The sequence below is a fragment of the Sandaracinus amylolyticus genome (assembly GCF_000737325.1).
Taxonomy (GTDB): Bacteria; Myxococcota_A; Polyangia; order Polyangiales; family Sandaracinaceae; genus Sandaracinus; species Sandaracinus amylolyticus.
Map to the genome: position 1 here is coordinate 1,670,239 of NZ_CP011125.1, position 21,370 is coordinate 1,691,608.

General features: G+C 70.6%; 21 protein-coding genes. 9 read left to right on the plus strand and 12 right to left on the minus strand.

Translation table 11 applies throughout. The annotated features are described in order from the left end of the window. Positions 1-8: 8 nt before the first annotated feature. The 5 genes from DB32_RS07000 to DB32_RS07020 form a co-directional block, all read right to left on the minus strand. Positions 9-908 carry a hypothetical protein gene (locus tag DB32_RS07000; protein ID WP_053231638.1) on the minus strand — a complete coding sequence of 300 codons (900 nt, stop codon included), beginning with the start codon at positions 906-908 and terminating at the stop codon, positions 9-11. Continuing rightward, positions 905-2,461 carry a serine/threonine-protein kinase gene (locus tag DB32_RS07005; protein WP_169791365.1) on the minus strand — a complete coding sequence of 519 codons (1,557 nt, stop codon included), beginning with the start codon at positions 2,459-2,461 and terminating at the stop codon, positions 905-907. The genes DB32_RS07000 and DB32_RS07005 overlap by 4 nt, the downstream gene beginning before the upstream one ends. A 50-nt stretch (positions 2,462-2,511) precedes the next feature. Further along, positions 2,512-4,056, minus strand: coding sequence for a DUF1552 domain-containing protein (locus DB32_RS07010; protein WP_075097470.1), 1,545 nt, complete (start codon positions 4,054-4,056; stop codon positions 2,512-2,514). Then, complete coding sequence (locus DB32_RS07015; RefSeq protein WP_157068800.1) at positions 4,053-5,984, minus strand: DUF1592 domain-containing protein; 1,932 nt, start codon at positions 5,982-5,984, stop codon at positions 4,053-4,055. Before DB32_RS07015 ends, DB32_RS07010 begins: the two co-directional genes overlap by 4 nt. A gap of 375 nt (positions 5,985-6,359) precedes the next feature. Next, positions 6,360-6,704: a hypothetical protein gene (locus DB32_RS07020; protein WP_053231642.1), complete on the minus strand. Its 345-nt coding sequence runs from the start codon at positions 6,702-6,704 to the stop codon at positions 6,360-6,362. 620 nt (positions 6,705-7,324) lie between these two features. On the opposite strand from DB32_RS07020, the gene DB32_RS07030 reads away from it, so the two are divergent. Together DB32_RS07030 and DB32_RS07035 are read left to right on the plus strand one after the other, a co-directional pair. Further along, positions 7,325-7,663 (plus strand): hypothetical protein, encoded by a 339-nt coding sequence (locus DB32_RS07030; protein ID WP_157068801.1) that lies wholly within the window; start codon positions 7,325-7,327, stop codon positions 7,661-7,663. Between the two features lie 97 nt (positions 7,664-7,760). Beyond that, a complete protein-coding gene (locus DB32_RS07035; protein ID WP_053231645.1) occupies positions 7,761-9,374 on the plus strand; it encodes an ABC-F family ATP-binding cassette domain-containing protein in 1,614 nt (537 codons plus the stop codon). 43 nt (positions 9,375-9,417) lie between these two features. On the opposite strand, the gene DB32_RS07040 is transcribed toward DB32_RS07035, so the two are convergent. Then, positions 9,418-9,846: a putative toxin-antitoxin system toxin component, PIN family gene (locus tag DB32_RS07040; protein ID WP_053231646.1), complete on the minus strand. Its 429-nt coding sequence runs from the start codon at positions 9,844-9,846 to the stop codon at positions 9,418-9,420. After that, positions 9,846-10,601 (minus strand): tRNA(His) guanylyltransferase Thg1 family protein, encoded by a 756-nt coding sequence (locus tag DB32_RS07045; protein WP_053231647.1) that lies wholly within the window; start codon positions 10,599-10,601, stop codon positions 9,846-9,848. Before DB32_RS07045 ends, DB32_RS07040 begins: the two co-directional genes overlap by 1 nt. Positions 10,602-10,850: 249 nt before the next feature. Here DB32_RS07045 and DB32_RS07050 point away from each other — a divergent pair, with 249 nt between their 5' ends. The 4 genes from DB32_RS07050 to DB32_RS07065 all read left to right on the plus strand — a co-directional run bounded on the left by DB32_RS07050 (position 10,851) and on the right by DB32_RS07065 (position 15,890). Next, a complete protein-coding gene (locus tag DB32_RS07050) occupies positions 10,851-11,579 on the plus strand; it encodes a hypothetical protein (RefSeq protein WP_053231648.1) in 729 nt (242 codons plus the stop codon). A gap of 103 nt (positions 11,580-11,682) precedes the next feature. Continuing rightward, entirely contained in the window at positions 11,683-12,657 is a 975-nt protein-coding gene (locus DB32_RS07055; protein WP_053231649.1) for a hypothetical protein, read from the plus strand. Between the two features lie 309 nt (positions 12,658-12,966). Further along, positions 12,967-15,183: a catalase/peroxidase HPI gene (katG, locus tag DB32_RS07060; RefSeq protein WP_053231650.1), complete on the plus strand. Its 2,217-nt coding sequence runs from the start codon at positions 12,967-12,969 to the stop codon at positions 15,181-15,183. A gap of 218 nt (positions 15,184-15,401) precedes the next feature. Next, positions 15,402-15,890: a DinB family protein gene (locus tag DB32_RS07065; protein WP_053231651.1), complete on the plus strand. Its 489-nt coding sequence runs from the start codon at positions 15,402-15,404 to the stop codon at positions 15,888-15,890. Here DB32_RS07065 and DB32_RS07070 read toward each other — a convergent pair. Next, the gene (locus DB32_RS07070; RefSeq protein ID WP_240481171.1) at positions 15,868-16,548 is read right to left on the minus strand and encodes a helix-turn-helix domain-containing protein; all 681 of its coding nucleotides are present in this window, start codon (positions 16,546-16,548) and stop codon (positions 15,868-15,870) included. The genes DB32_RS07065 and DB32_RS07070 overlap by 23 nt on opposite strands. 177 nt (positions 16,549-16,725) lie before the next feature. After that, positions 16,726-17,511, minus strand: coding sequence for a sterol desaturase family protein (locus tag DB32_RS48000; RefSeq protein ID WP_053231652.1), 786 nt, complete (start codon positions 17,509-17,511; stop codon positions 16,726-16,728). Between the two features lie 108 nt (positions 17,512-17,619). Between DB32_RS48000 and DB32_RS48005 the strand changes: the two genes are divergently transcribed. The 3 genes from DB32_RS48005 to DB32_RS07090 all read left to right on the plus strand — a co-directional run bounded on the left by DB32_RS48005 (position 17,620) and on the right by DB32_RS07090 (position 19,378). Beyond that, on the plus strand, positions 17,620-18,303 hold the full coding sequence (locus tag DB32_RS48005; protein WP_169791366.1) for a TetR/AcrR family transcriptional regulator: 684 nt from the start codon (positions 17,620-17,622) through the stop codon (positions 18,301-18,303). Positions 18,304-18,367: 64 nt separating this feature from the next. Further along, the gene (locus tag DB32_RS07085; RefSeq protein WP_053231654.1) at positions 18,368-18,868 is read left to right on the plus strand and encodes an anthrone oxygenase family protein; all 501 of its coding nucleotides are present in this window, start codon (positions 18,368-18,370) and stop codon (positions 18,866-18,868) included. A 216-nt stretch (positions 18,869-19,084) separates the two neighbouring features. Next, the gene (locus DB32_RS07090) at positions 19,085-19,378 is read left to right on the plus strand and encodes a hypothetical protein (protein ID WP_053231655.1); all 294 of its coding nucleotides are present in this window, start codon (positions 19,085-19,087) and stop codon (positions 19,376-19,378) included. On the opposite strand, the gene DB32_RS07095 is transcribed toward DB32_RS07090, so the two are convergent. The 3 genes from DB32_RS07095 to DB32_RS50220 all read right to left on the minus strand — a co-directional run bounded on the left by DB32_RS07095 (position 19,379) and on the right by DB32_RS50220 (position 21,363). Beyond that, positions 19,379-20,104 carry an iron-containing redox enzyme family protein gene (locus DB32_RS07095; RefSeq protein ID WP_053231656.1) on the minus strand — a complete coding sequence of 242 codons (726 nt, stop codon included), beginning with the start codon at positions 20,102-20,104 and terminating at the stop codon, positions 19,379-19,381. 32 nt (positions 20,105-20,136) lie between these two features. After that, complete coding sequence (locus DB32_RS07100; RefSeq protein ID WP_169791367.1) at positions 20,137-20,721, minus strand: GNAT family N-acetyltransferase; 585 nt, start codon at positions 20,719-20,721, stop codon at positions 20,137-20,139. A gap of 243 nt (positions 20,722-20,964) precedes the next feature. Further along, complete coding sequence (locus tag DB32_RS50220) at positions 20,965-21,363, minus strand: helix-turn-helix domain-containing protein (protein WP_083457204.1); 399 nt, start codon at positions 21,361-21,363, stop codon at positions 20,965-20,967. Positions 21,364-21,370 lie beyond the last annotated feature (7 nt).

Here is a 21,370-nt window from a genome sequence, read left to right on the forward strand (position 1 = left end):
GACGCGCGCTAGAGACACGTCGCGTCGCCGTCGCACTCGGGATCCGCGCAGTCGATCGCTCCGTCGCGATCCTCGTCGACTCCGCCCGCGCAGCGCTCCGCCGGCAGCGGCGCCGCGCTGAACGTCAGGTCGAACGGAGCGTCATCGAAGTAGCCGTACACGTACACGAGGATCGTCTCTCCAGCGTCGAGATCGACCTCGACGTGCGACCAGAGGCGGTCCGGGCCGACGTCGTCCTGACACACGATCGACGGTCCTCCGCAGTCGCGGCGCACGTCGATCACGGAGTCGACGTTCGACCCCGGCAGCGTGTCGATCACGAAGCGGCCGGTGCTCGGCGCGCGCCATCGGAACACCCGATCGTGCCCGGCGCCGGGCTCGCAGCTCGCGGGCCGCGACGTGTCGCGATCGAGCGCGCGAGCGAACGTCCCGAGCGCGCTCCCGAGGTCCTCGGCGGCGCAGCTCGGGTCGAAGGGCGGGATCTCGCCGTCGAAAGGAGGGAGATCCTCGGGATCGATCTCACCGACGCACGGCGTCTCGCACGCGGCGTCGAGGTGGATCTCGAGGAGCCGGCGCTCCCCCGGCACGAAGCCGGTCACGACCCTGCGCCGGAGCTGCACCGCGTCGGATCCGATCGTCGCATCGCCGCGGACGTCGATCGTGATCGGGTGATGGGGCGCGCCCGACCTCGTGAGCCCGAGCGTGAGCGGCCACTCGAGCGGGGCGTCCTCCTGCGGCACGTGCGTGTCGAGGAGCTCGCCGTCCGGTCCGGTCACCTCGATCGACACCGACGAGATCGAGCCCGTGACATCGGACGTGATCACGACCACGAGCTCCGTCAGCGGGCTGCCGCACGAGACGAGCGTCGCGATCGCGAGCAGCAGGAGGATCGCTCGCGGGGCTCTCATTCGAACTCGGTGTCGAGCGGGACGTCGTCGATCGTCGTGGCCGACGCGCGCGAGCCGGCGCGGCCGGATCGATCGGGCCTCCGCGTCCGGCGCGTCGAGCGGGACGTCGTCGACGCCGCGCGCGGCTCGGGCGCATCCATCGCCGTGGGCGCGGGCGGAGCCGTGCTGGCCGGCGGCACGGGCATTGTCGCTGCCGGCTCGACCTCGGTGTGATCGAACGGCGGCGCGTCGCGGGGCGGCACTGTGTCGCGCGGCGGCACCTCGTCGCGCGGCGACGCCGCGGCCGCGCGCTCGCCGCGCCCCGAGTACCAGGCCGCCGCCGACGCTGCGATCACGACCGCACCGAGCATCGCGAGCGCGACGCGCAAGGGGCCCGCGCCGCGGACGACCGGCGTGGGCACGCTCGGCTCCGCGCTCGACAGCGATGCATCCGCCGTCGCGGCGAGCGCCGGCAGCGTGAGCTGCTCGACGCGCTCGCGCGCTGCATCGCTCCACGGCGCGACGCCGGGCGTCGAGTCGGGGCGATCCGCTGCGTCGCCGCGCGCGACGTCGGCGAGCACGCCGACGATCTCGGCGATCCGCGGCGCATCGATCACGAGCGAGGCGGGGAGCGCCCGCGCGAGCATCTCGCCGAACGCCTGCGCGGTCGCCGGTCGCCGCGCCGGGTCCTTCGCGAGCGCCGCGAGGACCGCCTCGTCGAGCGCCGGCGGGATGCCGCTCGCGAGCGCGCTCGGCGCGCGCGGCTTCGGGTCGAGCACCATCTTGAGCGCGAGCAGATCGGTCGGCGCGTCGAAGAGCCGTCGCCCCGTGAGCATCTCCCACAGCAAGACGCCGAGCGCGTACACGTCCGCGCGCCGATCGATCTCGCTGCCCGACGCCTGCTCGGGCGCCATGTAGCGCACCTTGCCCTTGAGCACTCCGCCCTGCGTGCTCTGGGTGCGCTCGGCCGCCTTCGCGATCCCGAAGTCGATCAGCTTCACGTGCCCCTTCCGCGCGAGGAGCACGTTCTGCGGCGACACGTCGCGATGGACGACGCAGAGGTTGTTCCCGTGCTCGTCGGCGAGCTCGTGCGCCGCGTGCAGCCCTGCAGCGACGCGCATCGCGATCGCGACCGCGACCTCGGGCGCGAGGCGGCGCTGCTCCGCGGCGAGGACGCGCTGGAGCTCGCTGAGCGCGCACCCCTCGACGTACTCCATCACCATGAAGTAGCTGCCGTCGTGCTCGCCGAGGTCGTGCACCTGGACGACGTTCGGGTGCTCGATGCGCGCGGACAGACGCGCCTCGGCGAGGAACATCTTCACGAACGCGCGATCGAGCGCGAGGTGCGCGTGCACGACCTTGATCGCGACGTGCTTGGCGAAGCCCGCCGCGCCCACGCGCCGCGCGAGGTACACGGTCGCCATCCCGCCCGCAGAGACCGGCGCGAGGATCTCGTGGCCGGAGATGTGATCGCCGGCTCTCACGGCGCCCCGCGGTGATGGCAGCGCATCGCGATCGGCACGGCGCCGCCCAGATTCCTCGGCGACCGCGGGAGTGTCAACCGAAGAGCTCACCTCGCGCCGGTGCTCGTGCCCCATCGCTCGCACGCGCGCGGACGAGCTCGTCAGCGCGCGAGGAACGGCAGGACGTCGCCCGCCGTGCGCCACACCGCGTCGGACCAGTCGCTCGCCGGTCGCACCGGGAAGTCGGCGTTGATCACGTGCGTGAAGCGCGCGCTGTAGCCGGGGTGATCGGGCTCGGCCCACTCGTCGTGCGGCACGCCCATCGCCTGGAGGCAGTTCGCCCAGAATTGCTGGTATGTGAGGCCCGGCGCGCTGCGCTCGGTCGTGTCTTCCCACGGCGAGAACAGGCGCGCGCGGTTGCGGTAGTCGCAGTAGTTGCCGGTCGAGAAGAACCCGTCCGCCGAGCCGAGCGTGACCGCGGGGATCGAGAAGTTGTCGTGGGTCACGTTGCTGTGCTCCTGCATCCACACGATCAGCGAGCGGTCGAGCGCCGTCGCGCCGTCGTCCTCGACGACCGACTCGAGCCGCGAGGCGAGATCGAGCACGACGTCGGCGAAGAAGCGGCGCTGCGCGCCGACCATCACGTCCTGCATCGCGACCACGCGGTGTGCGATCTCGTCGTGCCAGCTCGCGCTCGGATGGGACGAGAACGTGTTGACGTACGCGTCGCCGCAGAGGACCGCGATCCGCGTCGCGCCGCACGCGAGCGCGGCCGCGAGCACCTCGTTGTAGAGCTGGAAATAGCGCACGTGCTGATCGGGACGGCCGTCGTACGCCCCGCGGAGCAGCGGTCCGTTGTCCTCGGGTCGCTCGGGCGAGCTCGTGCACGAGATCGGCGCCGCGCCGAGGCGGCGCTCGAGCTCCGCGATGCGCGCCATGTGCGCCTCGAGCCGCTCGCGATCGGCGCTCGACAGGCGGCGATGTCCGTCGCGCAGGCGCCGGTAGCGCTCGTACACGAGATCGACGAGCCGCCGTCGCGGAGACGAGGGCGGCGTCGTCGGCGTCGGGAACAGCCGGTCGAAGAGCGTGGCGGACGTCCACGAGTCGCCGACGGCCTGGATGGGCCCGGACCCCGCCGCGGGGTTCTGATAGCCCCAGGACACAGCCTGGTTCTGCGCGACCGTGAACGAGCGCAGCTGCACGGCGCGCGGGTCGGGATAGACCGCGCTCGACCACGCCATCACCTGATCGATCGAGCGCCGTGGGCCGCGATCGTACGGATCGTCCGACGAGCTGTTGATCGCGAGGTTCCCGAGCGATGCGCCGCAGTAGTGGTGGGCGATGTCGTAGGTGATGTCGAGACCGCGCAGCACGTTCATCTTGCTCGCGATCGCGGGGGTGAGCACCGAGCTCGATGCCGAGAGCACGGGGCTCAGCGACGCGATCCCGCCCGACGTCGAGAGCGAGAGCGCGCCGCGCCGCACCTCGTGGTGGCCCTCGGCGGCCATCGCGACGTCGGTGAGCGTCGCGTCGGCCGGGTACATGTTCGCGGCGGACACGCCTCCGTGCTGCGAGAGGAACGCGACGAAGCTCGTGCGCCCGCGATCCTGCGCGTGCGCGGTGCCTCCCTCGAGCAGCGACGGGAGGAACGGGATCGCGAGCGCAGCACCGCCGGCGCCGCGGAGGAACATCCTGCGGGAGATCATTCGAAGCTCCTCTCTCGGAACGTGCGCAGGCGCGCGCTGCTCGCGAAGATCTCGGTGAGCGAGGCGCCGCCGAGCACCGCCTCCTCGATCGCTGCGAGCGAGCAGCCGTCGTCGCGCGCGTCCTCGGTCCTCTGGAACGTGAAGCGGAAGTACTCGCGCGCCATGCACGAGTGCACGCGACCGCTCTCGTCGAGGAGACGCGTGAGATCCTCGGCGCCCTCGGCCTCCATCGGGTCGCCGAAGATCACGCTCGGCACGACGTGCGTGTCGATCGGGAGCTCCGCGAGGAGCGCGCCGTCCTCTCCGAAGATGCGCTCGACGGTGCGCTCGCGGCCGAGCGCGTCGAAGCCCTCGGTCGCGAAGCCGAGCGGGTTGATCGCGGTGGCGTGACAGCCGGCGCACGACGTGCCGGGCGCTTCGGTGAGCGCCTCGGTCGCCTCGCGCGTCGTCGCGAGCGCGCTCGCCTCGGGCCGTACCGCGTCGGCGTTGGCCGGGGGCGACGGCACGGCCTCGCACATCAAGGCCATGCGCACGAGCACGCCCTTCATGATCGGCCGTGTCGTGGGCGTGCCGGTCGCGAGGAACGCGGGGCGCGTCAGCAGGCCGGCGCGGGCGCCCGGCGGCGTCGGAGGCTCGCCGGATCCGTCCCACGGGCTCGTGCCGTAGATGCGCGCGAGCAGCGGGTCGCGCGTGTAGGAGCGTCGATCGAACAGGAGATCGGAGAGGCTCGATCCGGCGCGCAGGTTGGCGCGCGCGGCGTCGAGCACGTCGTCGATCATCGCCGTGCGGAGCTCGGGTGTCGGAACGTCGGCGCCCGCGAACGCGTCGAAGCGCGGCCGTCCGACCTGGACGTCGAGCTCGGCGACCTCGCCGAGCCGGAGCCAATCGGAGAAGAACTCGGCGAACGCCTCGTCGGCGCGCGCATCGGCGACGAGGCGATCGAGCTGGCGCTCGTACTCGTCGCTTCGGAGCAGCGCGCCGGTGCGCGCCGCCTCGAGCAGCTCGTCGTCGGGAGGCGCGCCCCAGAAGTGATAGGAGAGCCGCGCCGCGAGCTCGAACGCGTCGAGCGGAACGGTGGCACCGACGGCGCCGTCCGCGCCGTGCTCGGGCAGGTAGAACAGCTCGGGCGAGTTCACGATCAGCGCGACGACGTTCGCGAGCGCGTCCGCGGAGAGCGGCAGCGGATCGGCCGCGCTCGCGAGGAGCTCGACGTCCTCGTCGGTCAAAGGGCGCCGGAACGCGCGCTCGCCGAAGACGCGGACGAACGACCGCACGCACACGCCGTCGTTCGAATCGTCGTCGTCGGACGCGCACGCGCCGAAGATCTCGCCGACGCGCGACGGATCCGCGGTGAACGCGGCGCCGAGCGCGACCCCGACGTCGTAGAGCACCTCGACGTGCTGCTGCTGCACGGCCTGATCGAGCCTGCGAAACCCGGCGTGCCGCGATCCCTCGGCGCTCGCGCCGGAGTCGGCGGGCAGCCGCTCCATCGCGGGCGCGATCGAGGCGAGGATCGCGGCGCTGCTCGACGGCGCGCTCGACTCGACGAGCTGCACCAGCGTGTTGCGGAGCTGAGTGCTCGTCAGCCGGCGCAGCGGGAGCTCGGGCGCGACCGCGCTGGGATCGTCGCAGGCGTAGAGCGGTGCGCGCGGCGGGCGGGTCGTCCCTGGCGGTCGGGGAACGGGATCGCCGCCCCGCGGGCCCGCGGGGGCATCATCGAGGTCGCCGATGCACGCTCCGAGCGCGAGCGCGGCGACGACGCAGATGGATCTCGTGCGAAGGGACATCGCGCCTCCTGCGCGGCGTGATTCGCAAGCCGCGATCCACGGCAGGACGTCGCGGGACCGCGGCGATCGTGCGGGGATCGCGGCGCGGGCTGTTGGGCCGAGACAACAGACGGGCGCGTCGGCCCGTTGGGCGCGGACCACGGCGCCGAGCTCTCCTGCTCGAGGAGCAGACGCACGCGATCGACGGGCAACACGCGCGTCGCCGCGAGCGCCCGAGCGGCGATCGCGACTCCCACGTGTGTCGGCGCCCCGATCCGCGCGGCGCGCGGCGACGACGCAGCCGTCGGCGACCCGACCCGCGCCCGATCTCGCAACGACACCTGCGTCGACCGCCCGATCCCGGCGGGTCCGGTCGAAGGCGCGCGCGTCGACCGCGTGTTCCCCGCGGGGTCGGCCGGTGACGCGTGCGTCGGTGACGAAAGCTGCGCGGGGTCGGCCGCCGACGCGTGTGCAAGTCGGCGGAATCCCACTGGTTGTCTCGTGATCTCCGGGGGATCTCGCTCCGGCGGGATCTCTTCAGGCGTCGTTCGGGTCGCCGCCCGCCGGGGTGGCCTTCCGAGACGCGGGGCGATCCGGGATGACGGAGTGGATCTCGGCCTCGCTGAAGCCGTTCGCCTTGTAGGCGCGCTTCAGCGACGCGAGGCCCGCATGCGCGACGCGGCCGAGCGCGACGTGGACCTTCTCGAGCAGCGCGACGGTCCGCGCCGGGGCCGCCGCCGCGCCGACGTGGGCCCGCAAGCTCTCCGCCTGACCGCGGACCTCGGTGGCGTACGCGCGCGCGGCGTCGGCGCGAAGTCGCGGATGGATGCCCGACTCGAGCAGCTCGGCGAGCAGGAGCATGCGCTCTGGCTGCTCGGTCACGTCGCCGTCGGCGTAGTACGCGATGCCGCCCGGGAAGAGGATCGAGAGCGCGCCGTCGTGCGCGGGGCGCCCGACGTCGTTCCAGATCGAGTCCGCGATGCGGCCGAGGAACTTGTCGGCGAGGTCGTCCTGGGTCGCGAGGGCCGCGGCGAGCGGCTCGAGCTCGCGGCGCGCGGCGGTGAGCCGAGCCTCGATCGTCGCGGCGAGCGCCAGTGTCGACCCGAGCCTCTGGTCCGCCTCGGACTCCCACTCTCCGCCCGGCTCCTCGCGCGGGTGAGCGCGGTGCTCGCGTCGGCGAGGATGTCGGCGGCCGCGGCGGTCTTGCGAATCGTCTCTCCCATGATCTGCCCCCGTGTGAGAGCGCGATGGAGCCGGCTCGAGCGGGGAGTGTCAAGGACCGCCTCCGACCTCGACGCGACGTCCGCGGCGACTGAGGATGCGCGCGGTGTTCCGATGGCCAGCGCTCCTGGTTTGCGCGTTGATCGTGAGCGCGTGCGGCGGCCGGACCGGGCTCTCGACCGGGAGCCGCCGCGAGCCGTCGATGGATGCGTCGTCGAGCGACGCGGGCGTCCTCGACGCGGGCTTCGATGCGAGTGCGCGAGATGCGGGCTCGTTCGACGGTGGCGTCGAAGAAGATGCGGGCCCGCCCGACGGTGGGCCGCTCGATGGCGGCGCGCGCGATGCCGCTCCCGGCGATGCGGGGCAGGGTGATGCGGGTCCGCGTGATGCCGGTCCACGCGATGGTGCTGGGGCACCGGACCGAACCTCGGGATCGGCGATCCGCTGGCGCGTACCTGGATGCCGATTCGGGTCGCGTCGCTCGATCGCATCGTCGCGATCGAGCGCGACGTGGCCTCGATGTGCGCGCTGCGCGACGACGGCAGCGCGTGGTGCTGGACCGGATCGACGGGATGGCAGCGCTCGCAGCGGGCGGGCCTCGCCGCACGATCGGGCAGTGACGCACGCGTGGACTCTTCCCCATGCTCGCGGGCCCTGCGCCCCGGTGGTCGTCGGTTTGCCCGACTCCGCCGTGCCGGCTACCTGGGGCCCCCGCCCATGATCTCCAGCGAACAGCTCTCGCTCTCCTATGGCAGTCGCGTCCTCTTCGAGAACGTCGACATCAAGTTCACCCCCGGAAACTGCTACGGCCTGATCGGCGCGAACGGCGCGGGGAAGTCCACGTTCCTGCGCTGTCTCGCGGGCGAGCAGGAGCCCACCTCGGGGCGCGTCGTCGTCGGCAAGAGCCAGCGCCTCAGCATGCTGCGCCAGAACCACTTCGCTTACGACGACGTCGAGGCGCTGACCGCGGTGCTGATGGGCCACGCGCGGCTGCACCAGGTGATGGTCGAGAAGGACGCGATCTACGCGAAGCCCGACTTCACCGATGAAGACGGCACTCGAGCGGCCGAGCTCGAGGCCGAGTTCGGCGAGCTCGATGGATGGAACGCCGAGGCCAACGCGGGCAGTCTCCTGAACGCCCTCGGCATCACCGACGACAAGCACCAGAAGCTCGTCAAGGACCTGGACGACGGCGAGAAGGTGCGCGTCCTGCTCGCACAGGCGCTCTTCGGCGATCCCGACATCCTCCTGCTCGACGAGCCGACGAACCATCTCGACGTCGACTCGATCCTCTGGCTCGAGGAGTTCCTCCTCGAGTTCAAGAACACCGTGATCGTCGTCTCCCACGATCGCCATTTCCTCGACAAGGTCTGCACTCACGTCGCAGACGTCGACTTCCAGAAGGTCCAGCTCTTCAGCGGCAACTACAGCTTCTGGTACGAGAGCAGTCAGCTCGCGCTCCGCCAGCGGCAAGACGCCAATCGCCGCAAGGAAGACAAGATCAAGGAGCTGAAGGCGTTCGTGCAGCGCTTCAGCGCCAATGCGTCGAAGTCGCGACAGGCATCCTCGCGCCGCAGTCAGCTGGAGAAGATCACGCTCGACGACATCAAGCCGTCGTCCCGCAAGTATCCGTACATCGTTTTCGACACGCAGCGAGAGCTGGGCAAGGAAGTCCTCTTCGTCGACGGGATCACCAAGCGCGTCGACGGAGTGACGCTCTTCGAGAACCTGCGTTTCTCGATCAGCAAGGGCGAGAAGGTCGCGATCGCGGGCAGCGATCTCGCGACTTCGACGCTGCTCCAGGTGCTCGCCGGAGAGGTCGCGCCCGACGAGGGCGAGCTGCGCTGGGGCCGCTCGGCGAACCTCGGGTACTTCCCGAAGGAGCACGATCGCTTCTTCTCGACGCAGCTCAACCTGATCGAGTGGATGCGTCAGTTCAGCACGAACCAAGAGGAGAACTTCGTCCGCAGCTTCCTCGGACGGATGCTGTTCTCCGGCGAAGAATCGAAGAAGAGCGCCAACGTGCTCTCGGGCGGCGAGAAGGTGCGCTGCATGCTCGCGCGTCTGATGCTCCAGGACCCCAACGTCCTGCTCCTCGACGGCCCGACCAACCACCTCGACCTCGAGTCGATCACCGCGCTCAACAACGGCCTCCTGAAGTTCGGCGGCAGCATGGTCGTGAGCTCTCACGACGTGCAGTTCGTCGACTCGCTCGTCACCCGCGTCATCGAGCTCGCGGGCGAGCGCTACTACGACCTCCACATGGGCTACGAGCAGTACCTCGCCGACGAAGCGCGCCTCGCGCGGGCCGGCAAGAGTCACGCGCCCTGAGTCATCGGACCATCGCCCCCGAGCCTCGCGGGGCGACGCGCGGTCAGCGCGGCCACTCGTCGGCGAGCAGCGCGGCCGGCGAGATCACGTGCACCCCGAGCTCGATGGGGAAGTGCTTGACGTTGCCCGTGAGGAGCGCGTCGGCGCGACCGGCGCGCGCCACCTCGACGAAGCGTCGATCCGCGGGGTCGATCATCGCGATGTCGCACGCGACGCACTCCACGCGCTCCGCCGCGCAACCGAGCGCGTCGAGCAGACCATCCCGCCGCGCCGGATCGATCGAGGCGAACTTCGGACGCCAGAGCACGTCGCGGTACTCCGCCTCGATCCGGTCGTCGATCAAGAGCGTCATTCCGCGCTCGATGACCTTCGCCAGCGCGCGATCCGGAGTGCGACCGGGGTGCAGCAGCGCGGCGACCAGGATGTTGGTGTCGATCACCAGTCGCCGCGGCGAGCGCTCTCGACGCGCCATCAGCCGATCCGCGCGCGAACGAACGCCTCGTAGGACTCCTTCATCGGGAGATCGAAATCGATGCGCAGCCGGCGCCGTGTCGAGAGCACGGGCGCGTCGGTGCGCGGATCGCGGCCCTCCTCGGTGCTCGTCTCCCAGTACGCGCCGATCCCCCGCTTCTGCCAATTGGGCAGCTCGTTGAACTGGATGCCGTGCTGGAAGAGCAGCTCGTTGCGCGCAGCGACCGAGACTCCGTCGAGGCGACGGGTCGCGGCGGCGTCGTCGAGCCCTTGGCGCCGCAGCAGCCAGTAGCAGTGACCGTTCAGCGCGTTGCGGTGCGCGTCCTCGTTCCGCCATCGGAAGTAGTCGACGACGTCGGCCTCGCTCGGCAGCTGGGAGATGCGGCTGTCGAACGCGGCCGGCGCGCCGAGCCGCAACGAGAACGCGGCGCTCGCCTCGCCCGCGAGCACGGAGAGGTACTTCCGCAGCTTGCGTCCGAAGAGGCTCTCGTCGCGGCGGAAGAGCAGCGAGATCTCGTCGCTCTGCGTGTAGCCGTACGTCACCGCGAAGCCGCAGCCCATCAGGTGCTCGAGCGCCGCGACCATGCAGTCGCGGAAGCGCTCGTCGTAGGGCGCGTCGAACGCGTGGGCCACACGGGTGAGATGCGAGAACGACCGACCGTCGATCCGCGCGACCATGTAGACACCGGGGAGCACGCAGTGGTCGTGCGCGGTCTCGAAGACTCGCATCCGGCGATCGAGCTGCTCGAACTTCATGGGCGTTCCTGCGCCGCGAGCGGCGGCACGCATACGCAGATACACGAGGGAGCCGCGCGGCGCACGGCGAAGGTTCTGGGGCGCTCTCCTCGCGCGCGACTCTCGCGGTCGCACGCGTCACCGGGAGGTCGGCGGCGCACGCGAGCTCGGCAGCGTCGCAGACCTCGCCGGGTCGCAGGCTGTGCACTGGCGATCACGAACGCCTCACCGGTTCGTCCCTCGCATACACTCGGCGAGCAACTCGACACCATGGCTCGCCCCACGAATCGCCAGAGCAGGAGCGTCGGGAACCTCGGCGATGTCCTCAAGCATGCCGCGCTGATCGCGCTGGCGGAGAGGCTCGCGCACACGAGGGTTCGCTACGTCGACACGCACACGTTCCTCCTCCACGCGCCGCTCGCCGATCTCGAGCGGTGGAATGCCGATGTCGAGCGCCTCGTCTCCGAGCATCCCGCATACGCGCGATACATCGCGGCGGAGCGGGCGTCGCTCGCGCGCACGAGTCACTACCGCTGCTCGTCGGGGCTCGTGCTGGACGTGCTCGGGCACCAGCGCAGCACACTCGTGCTCGGCGAAGCCAACGTCGTGACGCGCGCCGAGCTCAAAGAGCAGATCCGCGAGGAACGACTCGTGGGCGTGCACGTCGTCGACGAAGCCGTCGCCGCGCTGGAATATCGCTGGAGGGACACCGGTCCGCTTCTCGTCCACATCGACCCTTTCGCGCTCTCTCCTGAGCTGTGGCGCAGCCTCGCACCGGCACTGGATGCGCTCTGCGAGTCTTCGACCGATGTGGCGATCGTCGTCTATCGATATACGCGCAACGCGCGCTCACCCTGGCCCGTTGCACCGCGCGGCACTCACGGCCCCGTCGCGCAGACCCGCGGCGGCCCTCACGAGCTCGCGGCCTACGCCTCTCCCCGCATGACGAGCGCGGTGCAGGAAGCCTGCGCGTCGCTCGGATGGCGCATCGAGCACTGATACCAGGACGAAGGTTCGGACGCGCGCGACGCACGCCCCCGGCCGGCACGCCCGGTCGCCGCAGTCCGCCTTCGAGCCACTTCGTCGCGCGTATCTCCGGGCATTGACGACGCAGCATCCGGCGGAGACCCAAGCGCACATCCGCGATGCCTATGGCCTCCTCTCGTCGTGGCCCCATCGCCGCCAGCGCGCTGCGGCTCCCGACCCCGCCGTCGTTGCCTCGGCGCTGCGATCCGACTCCCTCGCCGGCGCCTACCGTGCCCCACCGACCGACTCGCTGCTCGAGGCGCTCTGCCGTGCTTCCGAGTGGGGCGAGGTCGTGCTCGTGCTGATCGCGCGCGGCGAAGCCGACGCGGCGCGCCGAACGTGGACCGCGCTCGACGACGCGCGCTCCGACTCGGACGAGCAGGCGCTCTATCTCCTCACGGGAGAGCTCGTCGCGGTGCACGCGGGCGTTCCTCTCGAGGTGCGCGCCGCGATCGCGCGAGCCATCCGCGCCGGCGACGTCATGTCCGCGCGCGACGCGCTCGTCTCGTTCGCCGAGCGCCACGGCGTCGCGGCGCGCGACCGCGTGCGACGGATCTTGGACGCGCACGCCGCGGCGATCGCCGCCGCGGTCGGCGACTTCGTCTGGCGCGAGCCGCCCCCGGCGAGCTTCCGCCCGCCGCTGAGCTTCGTGCTCCTCCTGATCGTCGGAGCGTTCACCGGCATCGGAGAGCCGCTGTCCGGCCCCCAGCTCGACGAGGAGCCAGCGGCGCCCACGATCCAGGAGCAGCTGCGCGAGATCCGCCCGCAGCGATCCGACGACGACGCGCACGGCGTGCTCGCCCCGATCGCAGCGGAGCTGCGCGACGATGCCGCCGCGTCGTTCTGCGAGCGCGCAGACGCGGAGCGGTGCCGCATCGCCCGGACGTGGGCGCGCGCTCTGCACGACGGCGATTGTGCAGGCGCGGCCCTCGCCCTCGCGCTGCTGCTGAGCGACGACACGACGACGCCGATCGATGACGAGACGGCGTGCAACTTCCGCCGCGCACAGCGCATGGCGTGTCCCGACGTCGAAGATCCCGCGGCTCCGTGATCACCTCGCCGCGACGCCGCGATGCGCGTCGCCGATTCTCGGAATGCCTTCGCCGTATCGAGGACGCCGCACGCGCGCTGACCCCGCCCCGACACACCGGCGGTGCGGCACGCGCGGGTGTTGTCGCTGCGCGCCCCGGGGCCCACGAGTCGGGCGATCGGCGCGCGGCTCCGGCTCGTCGGTCCACCCCGAGTTGGACACGCGACGCACGGCGCTCGTCGCGCGAGATCGCGGTGTCTTTCGCAGGATCGATCGGGTAGCACCGTCTGGCCTGCGACGTTCCCTGCAGCGCGACCGGAGGGCGACCGAATGACCAAGAGCATCAGCGAGAGCGAGAACCCCGCGATCCCGTCTCCGACGCCGAAGCGCACACGACCGCGGACGAATCGCGACTGGTGGCCACAGCAGCTCGATCTCTCGGTGCTCCAACAGCACGCGCGGCGCTCGAGCCCGATGGACACCGATTTCGAGTACGCGGACGCGTTCGCCAAGCTCGACGTCGATGCGCTCAAGAAGGACCTCGTCCAGCTCATGACGACGTCGCAGGACTGGTGGCCCGCCGACTACGGGCACTACGGTCCGCTCTTCATCCGCATGAGCTGGCACGCCGCGGGCACCTACCGCATCGAGGACGGGCGCGGCGGTGGCGGGGAGGGCGCGCAGCGCTTCGCGCCGCTCAACAGCTGGCCCGACAACGCCAATCTCGACAAGGCACGCCGGCTCCTCTGGCCCATCAAACAGAAATACGGACAAGCGCTCTCGTGGGCTGATCTGCTCGTGTTCACTGGCAACGTCGCGCTCGAGTCGATGGGGCTCGCGACGTTCGGATTCGGCTTCGGACGGCCGGACGTGTGGGAGCCAGTCGACATCTTCTGGGGACCGGAGGACTCGTGGCTCGGCGACGAGCGCTACAGCGGTGATCGCGAGCTCCAAGGACCGCTCGGCGCCGTGCAGATGGGCCTCATCTACGTCAATCCGGAGGGCCCGAACGGCACGCCGGATCCGCTCGCCGCCGCGCGCGACATCCGCGAGACCTTCCGGCGCATGGCGATGAACGACGAGGAGACCGTCGCGCTCATCGCGGGCGGCCACACGTTCGGGAAGACGCACGGCGCAGGCGATCCGAAGCACGTCGGCCCCGAGCCCGAGGGCTGTCCGATCCACCACCAAGGCCTCGGCTGGAAGAGCTCGTTCGGCACCGGGAAGGGCTCGCACACGATCACGAGCGGGCTCGAGGGCGCGTGGACTGCGACGCCGATCAAGTGGGACGACAGCTTCTTCGCGACGCTCTTCGGGTACGAGTGGGAGCTCACCAAGAGCCCCGCGGGCGCGCATCAGTGGCGGCCGAAGAACGGTGCGGGCGCGGGCACCGTGCCCGACGCGCACGACGCGTCGAAGAAGCACGCGCCGATGATGGCGACGACGGATCTCGCGCTCCGCTTCGACCCCGTGTACGAGACGATCTCGCGTCGCTTCCACGCGAACCCCGGTGAGCTCGCGGAGGCGTTCGCGAAGGCCTGGTACAAGCTCCTGCATCGCGACATGGGCCCCGTGTCGCGTTATCTCGGTCCGTGGGTCGCGCCGGCGCAGCTCTGGCAGGATCCGGTCCCCGCGGTCGATCATCCGCTGATCGACGCGAGCGACATCGCGGCGCTCGAACAGCAGATCCTCGCGTCCGGGCTCTCGGTCTCGGAGCTGGTCTCGGTCGCCTGGAGATCCGCTGCGTCGTTCCGCGGCACCGACAAGCGCGGTGGCGCGAACGGTGCGCGCATTCGGCTCGCGCCGCAGAAGGACTGGGAGGTCAACGAGCCGCCCGTGCTCGCGAAGGTCCTCGCGAAGCTCGAGGGCATCCAGAAGAAGTTCGATGCATCGCAGTCGGGCGGAAAGAAGGTCTCTCTCGCGGACCTGATCGTCCTCGGCGGATGCGCTGCGGTCGAGCGCGCCGCGAAGGACGGTGGTCACGAGATCGCCGTGCCGTTCGCGCCGGGACGCACCGATGCCGCGCAGGACCAGACCGACGTCGAGACGTTCGCCGTGCTCGAGCCGAAGGCGGACGGATTCCGCAATTACATCAGAGCGAATCACTCGCTGTCGCCCGAGACTCTGCTGCTCGATCGGGCGAACCTCCTCACGCTCACCGCGCCGGAGATGACCGTGCTCGTCGGCGGCATGCGCGCGCTGGGCGCCAACGTCGGAGCCTCGAAGCACGGCGTGCTCACGCAGCGTGCCGGCACGCTGACGAACGACTTCTTCGTGAACCTGCTCGACGGTCGCACGGAGTGGGAGCCCGCAGCGTCCGGCGACGGCGTGTACGAGGGCCGTGAGCGCGGCAAGAGCGCGGTGAAGTGGACCGCAACCGCGGTCGACCTGGTGTTCGGCTCGCACTCCCAGCTGCGCGCGCTCGCCGAGGTCTACGCGTCGTCGGACGGGAAGGGCAAGTTCGTCCGCGACTTCGTCGCTGCGTGGAACAAGGTGATGAATCTCGACCGATTCGATCTCGCGCGTCGCACGAAGTCGGGCGCCTGACGACATCGACCCAGCGGAGACGCACATCGAGAGCCCTGCGCGTGAGCGCGGGGCTTCTCGCCGCACGCTGTTCCGAGCCCCGCCGTTGCGTTCAAGCGCCTCGTCCGAGCGCCGAGCACGCTCCGACACATGCACTCTCATCCGCTCGAGACCGTCCCGCCGAAGCACTCCGACCGACACGCGCACACGCTCGACGAATCGTGCGAGGGAGCGTGACCATGCTGCCCCTCGAGACCCTCGTCACGCACGTCGCGTGGGCCAACCGACAGCTCTTCGCCTCGCTCCGCGACGTCGACTCGTTCGAGTCGCGGAGCGGCGCAGACCTGATCTTGCGCGTCCTCGATCACGTCCACGTCGTGAGCCGCATCTTCCAGGCTCATCTCCAGGGCGTGTCGCACGGGCACGCGTCGACGCAGAGCCCCGTCCTACCCTCGCTCGACGAGCTCGATCACGGCTCGGAGACGATCGACCGGTGGTACGTGGAGACGGCAGTGTCGATGCGGCCCGACGAGCTCGCGCGACCGCGTGAAGTGCGCTTCACCGATGGAAAGCTCGTGACCATGAGCGCTGCGACGATGATCCTCCACGTCGTCACGCACACGACTCAACACCGCGGGAACGTCGACGCGATCATGTACCAGTGCGGCATGCCGCGGCGGAGGGACGGATTTCCCGAGTTCCTCGTCAGTCGAGCGTCCGCCACGTGATCGCGGTGAGCCCCTGCGTCGGCGTCATGCCGAACTGCTCGCGGAACACGCGGCTCAGGTGGGCGCTGTCGGCGAACCCCGCGGCGGCTGCCGCCGCGCTCAGGCTCGCTCCCGCTTCCACCGCGGCGATGGCGCGGCGCAGGCGCTTCCATCGCTGATAGGCGCGCATCGGGAGCCCGACGTCGCGCGCGAACGCATGACGCATCTGTCGCGGCGAGAGCCCCGCCTCCTGCGACAGGCTCGCGAGGCTGTCGTGATCGGAGCCATCGAGCGCCGCGCACATCCGGCGCGCCGCCGGATGTCGCGGCTCCGGCGGCTGTCGGACGTCGACTGCGGACAAGATCGACGCGATGAGCGCGCGCGCCATCTCGCGCGTCGGATCGCGCGGCACGCTCACGTCGAGCGCGTCTCGGCGCCACGTCGCGCAACGCGGCTCGGCCGCGCGAGAGAGCGCTCGGCTCGCCACGTCGTCTCCGTCGAGGAAGAGGAGCGCAGCGTGCCCGCTCGCACCGTGTCCGTGCGGCACGCGCGGCGGGATCACGGCGGCCCGGGTGTGGATGCGCTCCTCCGCGCCGTCCTCGACGTACAGACCCTGCGGTGCGATGACGATCTGGGCCGCGTGATGCGCGTGGAGCGTCGTGGCGACGAGAGGGCCCACGTACAGCAATCGCGTCTCCGACACGAACAGCGTGCCATCCAACCGTGCCTGTGAGCTCGACAGTTCGCAGCTCCCTCGACGGACAGAGCGAATGTCCGTCGGGGGTCACTCTAGCAGGCTGGCGCGCGACGTCCGCCGCGACGAGCGCGCCAGTCGAGCTGCTCCGCAGCGCGGCAATCAGCGCCGCGCGTTCTCACGAGTGCCGAGCAGATGATCCCAGAGCGTCAGTGCCTCGCCGAAATTCACCTCGGCATTCGCGTGGTGGCGGTTGTGGAACGCCGACGTGTTGACGAACAGCCGAGGGAGCACCGCCTCCGCGAGGCGCGAGGCGACGCCCGAGTGCAGGTAGAAGTTGAGCGCGACGAACGCCGCGACCAACGCGAAGTACACCGGCGCGTAGTGCGGCGCCCACGGGAACGCGACGAGGACGATCGGCCAGAACGTCAGCACCGACTCCACGGGGCCGACGGCGAACGACGAGAGCGACGTGGGGTCGCGATAGACGTGGTGCGCACGATGGAACGGGAAGAAGAGGCGCGTGTGCAGCAAGCGGTGCTTCCAGTAGAGCCACGCGTCGAGCACGAGCACCGCGGCGAGGTTCCCGACGAGGACCGTGCCGGGCCCGCCGGCCTCGGGGAGCGTCCACACCAGCCCGGTCGGCTCACCGGCCCACATCCGCGCGAGCGGCCACGCGAGCAAGCTCGCGGCGACGAGCGCCGCGACGGCGGTGTCGCGCGCGCCACGCAGCGCGAGCCGCGGCCTGCGCCGCGGGCCCTGCAGACGCGCCGGGCTGCGCTCCGCGAGCCATGCCGCGAACGACGCGAGCGCGATGACCGAGCCTGCGATCCCCACGAAGCTCACTGCGAGCGCGCCGTACCAGCGCAATGGGCCCTCGGGGCACGCGAGCCCCGCGCCGACGAGCACGACGAGGACGGCCCCCTCGATCCACCGTGTGTTCCCCATGACGAATGCTCCGGACACCGCGTCGCGCGTGTCGTTACACAGCGTAACAGTGCTCGTGACGGTGCGAAACCGGTCGTGCTCGTCGCGGTGCGCTACGTTCCGCCCGCGATGGCGAGGCCGAGCCACGGCGCCGGAACGAAGAAGAAGACGCGCACGAAGCGGGTCACGACGCGCCGCGTTCCTCCGGACGCGCGCCGGCGCCAGCTGCTCGACGAAGCCGCGCGCATCCTCACGGACGAGGGCCTCGAGCGCCTGCAGGTCACCGAGCTCGCGGAGCGCGCCGGTGTCTCGCGCCCGCTCGTGTATCGCGTGTTCCCCACGCGGCACGCGCTCGTCCGCGCCATCCTCGACGACTTCACGGCGGCGATCGCGGAGCGCTTCCAGCGCGCGCTCTTCCGCGCGCTCCCGGGGACGATCGAGAGCATCACGACTGCCTTCGTCGAAGCGTGTTGCGACGTGATCGATCAGAAGGGAGCCGGTCCCTGGCTGCTCCTCCTCGACGCGCGCGGCGCGGACCCCGAGGTGGCGCGCATCGGGCGCGAGGTCCTCGGGCACCTGCTCGAGCCTTGGCAGGAGCGGCTCGCTGCGTTCACCGGCACGCCCGTTCGTCGCGCCGGCAACTATCTCTGGATCATCGTCGCGGCGGGTCGCGCCGCGCTCGCCGGATGGATCGACGGAACGCTCTCGCGCGAGGAAGCGGTCGGCGACGCGACGCGCGCCGTGAGCGCGCTCGTGGCCGCGTTCCAGGCGCCTTGCACCGATGTCGTCGCTCGCGCTCCGGCGCGTCGTTAGTGGCGCTCGACGGACTGCCCGTCTCACTGCGCCGGATCATGCTCGCGCGAATCGAGAGGACGTGATGCCTGGACTTCGAACCATCGTGTTGCTCGCGGCGACGACCGCGACGGGGCTCGCCGCCGGGCTCTTCTACGGATACGTGTGCTCGGTGATGCCGGGGCTCGCGCGCGCCGACGACCGCACGTTCGTCACGACGATGCAGGAGATCAACGTCGCGATCCTGAACGGTTGGTTCGCGCTCTCGTTCGGCGGCTCGTTGGTGCTCACGATCGCCGCTGCCGTGATGCATCGCTCCGCGGACGCGCGTCCGGTCCTGCCGTGGATCGTGGCGGCGGCGGTGCTCTACGCGCTGGTGCTCGTGATCACGATCGCCTTCAACGTTCCGCTCAACGATCGACTCGCCGCGGCCGGACCGGTCGATCGGATCGCGGACCTCGCCGCCGTGCGACGCGCGTTCGAAGCGCCGTGGGTTCGCTGGAACCTCGCACGCGCGATCGCGAACGTCGCGTCGTTCGTGTGCCTCGTGTGGGCGCTCGTGCTCGAAGGGCGGATCCACGATTGATCCTCGCGGTCGAGCGCGACGTTCCGCGCTCGAGCTCGGGCGTCGAAACGTCGTAGCAGCGGACAAGCGAACGCGCTGCCTGCTGTTCGTGCTCGTGCTGGTCGGCGGTGGTGATGACGCGGTCGCGCCGGTAGCGGCGCGCGGACCGGCGGTCGGCTCCTGCCCTCGGAGTCCGGCGCCGTCGCGCCCGCCACGCCGTTCCGGCTCGAGATCGAAATGCGCGTCGACTCGGTGGCCACGCACAACACCTCCGACGGCGGCGCTGTGATCCTCGGCGCGTTCACCGCGCGCTACGGCGTCGGCCCCGTCGCGATCACGAACGGCGCGTATCACACGTTCGTTCTCGCCGTCGACGCGAGCGGGAACGCGCAGCTCTCGATCGATGGGTCGCCCGCGCTCACGCGCGCCGGATTCAGCGTCAGCGGCACGATCGCGATCGGAGACCAGACGAACGATCCGGGCGTCGACTCGACGCTGCGCATCCGCTCGGTCCGCCTGCTCTGTCCGTAGTCACGTCGCGCGCGCGACGAGCGGCTCTTCGCCGATGCGCTCCGCCGTCGAGAGCCCCCACGAGCCCGGCGCGTCCGCGTCGGCGAACGCGGCCTCGATCATCCGAGCGTAGAGCCGGCCCGTCACACGCATCGCGTAGAGGACGGTCGCGAGGTCGCGCTCGCTGCGGATCAGCGCCCGTGCGTAGTCCTCCATCATCCGGTTGTGGTGGACGTCGATGGTCGTGTGATCGTGGAGGAACCGCATCGCGCTCCGCGGCACGCCCGCGCGCTCGAGGGCGGTCATGATCTGCGCGCCGTGTCCGGTCGGGAGGAACTCGAGGAAATACAAGTACCCGAGGTAGCCAATCGGATCGAGGTTCTGGATTTGATAGAACGGAAACGCGATCAGCGCGCAGGTCTCGGGAAGCGGGTTCTCGAAAGGCAGCGACTCACGCGCTGCGCCGAGCTCGCGTAGGTCGTCCAGCGCGAGTCGATCGTGGCCGATCTCCGATGTCGCGTGGCGGAAGAACGGCTTGATCAGCTCGCGCTGCGCTCCGCGGAAGTACACCGTCGCGAGCGCCTGGATCTGCGGGTTCTCGCGCGTGTGATGGAAGACCTGGGACAGGTACGAGGCGTAGTGCGAGAGACCGATGCCGCCCGCGGCGACGCGGCGGAGCGCCGCGGACGCCAAGAACTCTGCCTGCACGGAGCGAAACGACGACTGCAGCTCTTCGAATGCGTTCATGTCGGGATTCCTCGATGGAAAGAGATTCGCGCTCACGCGGCGTCGCTGGACGAGAGATCGAGGAACGGCGAGCCGACGCGCCCGAAGTGCTCGCGGTCGTGCAGGTCGAGCGACATCACCACGACACGGCCGTACTCGGGGTGCTGCAGCTCGGGCACGTGGACGCGGTACCCGAGGTGCTCGAAGAACGGAATGCGCGCCGGGTACACGTCGATGAAGTCGTGGCGCACGCCGTCGGCGAGGCCTCGTCGATACGTCGCGAGGGCGAGCGCGCGGGCGACGCTCATCAGACGATGATCACGGAGCACCAGGAGCTTGGTCGTGATGCTCGTGTGCCGCGGGTGATCGCGGCCGACGCGAGCCATCTGATAGAGCTCCGGGTAGTCGCCGAGATCGCATCGCCACGCGTAGCTCGAGCGGACCGTGCCCACGAGCTGATCGCCGTCGTACGCCGCCCAGAGCATGCAGTCGCGATCGAGCGGCTCCTCGATCGTCTTGCGATCGTGATCCGCGTGTCGCTGCGTGCGCCCGAGCTCTTCGACGTACACGCGGTAACGCAAGCGGTACACGGCTCGTGCTTCGGCCTCGGACCGGACGAGACGCACTTCGATGGGCATGAGACGGCCTCTCGTGACGGCACTGGAGCAGTGCCGCGCTCGTGACGAGACTCGAGCGCACGACGCATCGACTCGAGTCGAGCTCACGCCGTGCGCTGGAGTGTCGATCTCCATCGCACTCGGGACGGCAGACGTTTCAGCACGCCCAATGCCATCGTCGACGACGCCGGAAATCGAGCAGAGCGCGTCACGCGATGCGCAGACGATCCGGGCGGCCCATGTGCGCGCACATGGGCGTCGCGATCATCGTCGCACCCATGCGCAGCGGTCGGCTCGCAGGTCACCGGTGTCCTCGAGCCCGACGTCGTCGGGCAGCACGCGTCCCTCGAGCACGCACTCCGCGACGAGCTCGCGCTTGGTCGGCGACCAACGGTAGATCGTCTGCTTTCCGACCCCGGCCGCGTCCGCGATCTGCTGGATCGAGAGCCGCTCGTACCGTGCGCCGCGAGATGATCGCGCGGCGGATCGAGGATCGCGCGACGTGCGCGGACGGCCTCGTCGGGCTTGACCCGGCTCACGCGCGTCGATACAGCAAACCGAATCACGAGACTCTACGGCTCGAAAAGCGCGCGCCGCGCGGGAGATGGCTGATGGACCAGCACGCTTCACCGACGTCGGCTCCGACCCCACTCGCCCGCACATCGCTCGT

Coding starts and splice junctions, on each gene's coding strand:
- DB32_RS07000 (WP_053231638.1), bottom strand. CDS start 908: ATGAGAGCCCCGCGAGCGATCCTCCTGCTGCTCGCGATCGCGACGCTC.
- DB32_RS07010 (WP_075097470.1), bottom strand. CDS start 4,056: ATGATCTCCCGCAGGATGTTCCTCCGCGGCGCCGGCGGTGCTGCGCTC.
- DB32_RS07035 (WP_053231645.1), top strand. CDS start 7,761: ATGATCTCCAGCGAACAGCTCTCGCTCTCCTATGGCAGTCGCGTCCTC.
- DB32_RS07040 (WP_053231646.1), bottom strand. CDS start 9,846: ATGGCGCGTCGAGAGCGCTCGCCGCGGCGACTGGTGATCGACACCAAC.
- DB32_RS07045 (WP_053231647.1), bottom strand. CDS start 10,601: ATGAAGTTCGAGCAGCTCGATCGCCGGATGCGAGTCTTCGAGACCGCG.
- DB32_RS07050 (WP_053231648.1), top strand. CDS start 10,851: ATGGCTCGCCCCACGAATCGCCAGAGCAGGAGCGTCGGGAACCTCGGC.
- katG (WP_053231650.1), top strand. CDS start 12,967: ATGACCAAGAGCATCAGCGAGAGCGAGAACCCCGCGATCCCGTCTCCG.
- DB32_RS07065 (WP_053231651.1), top strand. CDS start 15,402: ATGCTGCCCCTCGAGACCCTCGTCACGCACGTCGCGTGGGCCAACCGA.
- DB32_RS48000 (WP_053231652.1), bottom strand. CDS start 17,511: ATGGGGAACACACGGTGGATCGAGGGGGCCGTCCTCGTCGTGCTCGTC.
- DB32_RS48005 (WP_169791366.1), top strand. CDS start 17,620: ATGGCGAGGCCGAGCCACGGCGCCGGAACGAAGAAGAAGACGCGCACG.
- DB32_RS07085 (WP_053231654.1), top strand. CDS start 18,368: ATGCCTGGACTTCGAACCATCGTGTTGCTCGCGGCGACGACCGCGACG.
- DB32_RS07090 (WP_053231655.1), top strand. CDS start 19,085: ATGCGCGTCGACTCGGTGGCCACGCACAACACCTCCGACGGCGGCGCT.
- DB32_RS07095 (WP_053231656.1), bottom strand. CDS start 20,104: ATGAACGCATTCGAAGAGCTGCAGTCGTCGTTTCGCTCCGTGCAGGCA.
- DB32_RS07100 (WP_169791367.1), bottom strand. CDS start 20,721: ATGCCCATCGAAGTGCGTCTCGTCCGGTCCGAGGCCGAAGCACGAGCC.
- DB32_RS50220 (WP_083457204.1), bottom strand. CDS start 21,363: ATGTGCGGGCGAGTGGGGTCGGAGCCGACGTCGGTGAAGCGTGCTGGT.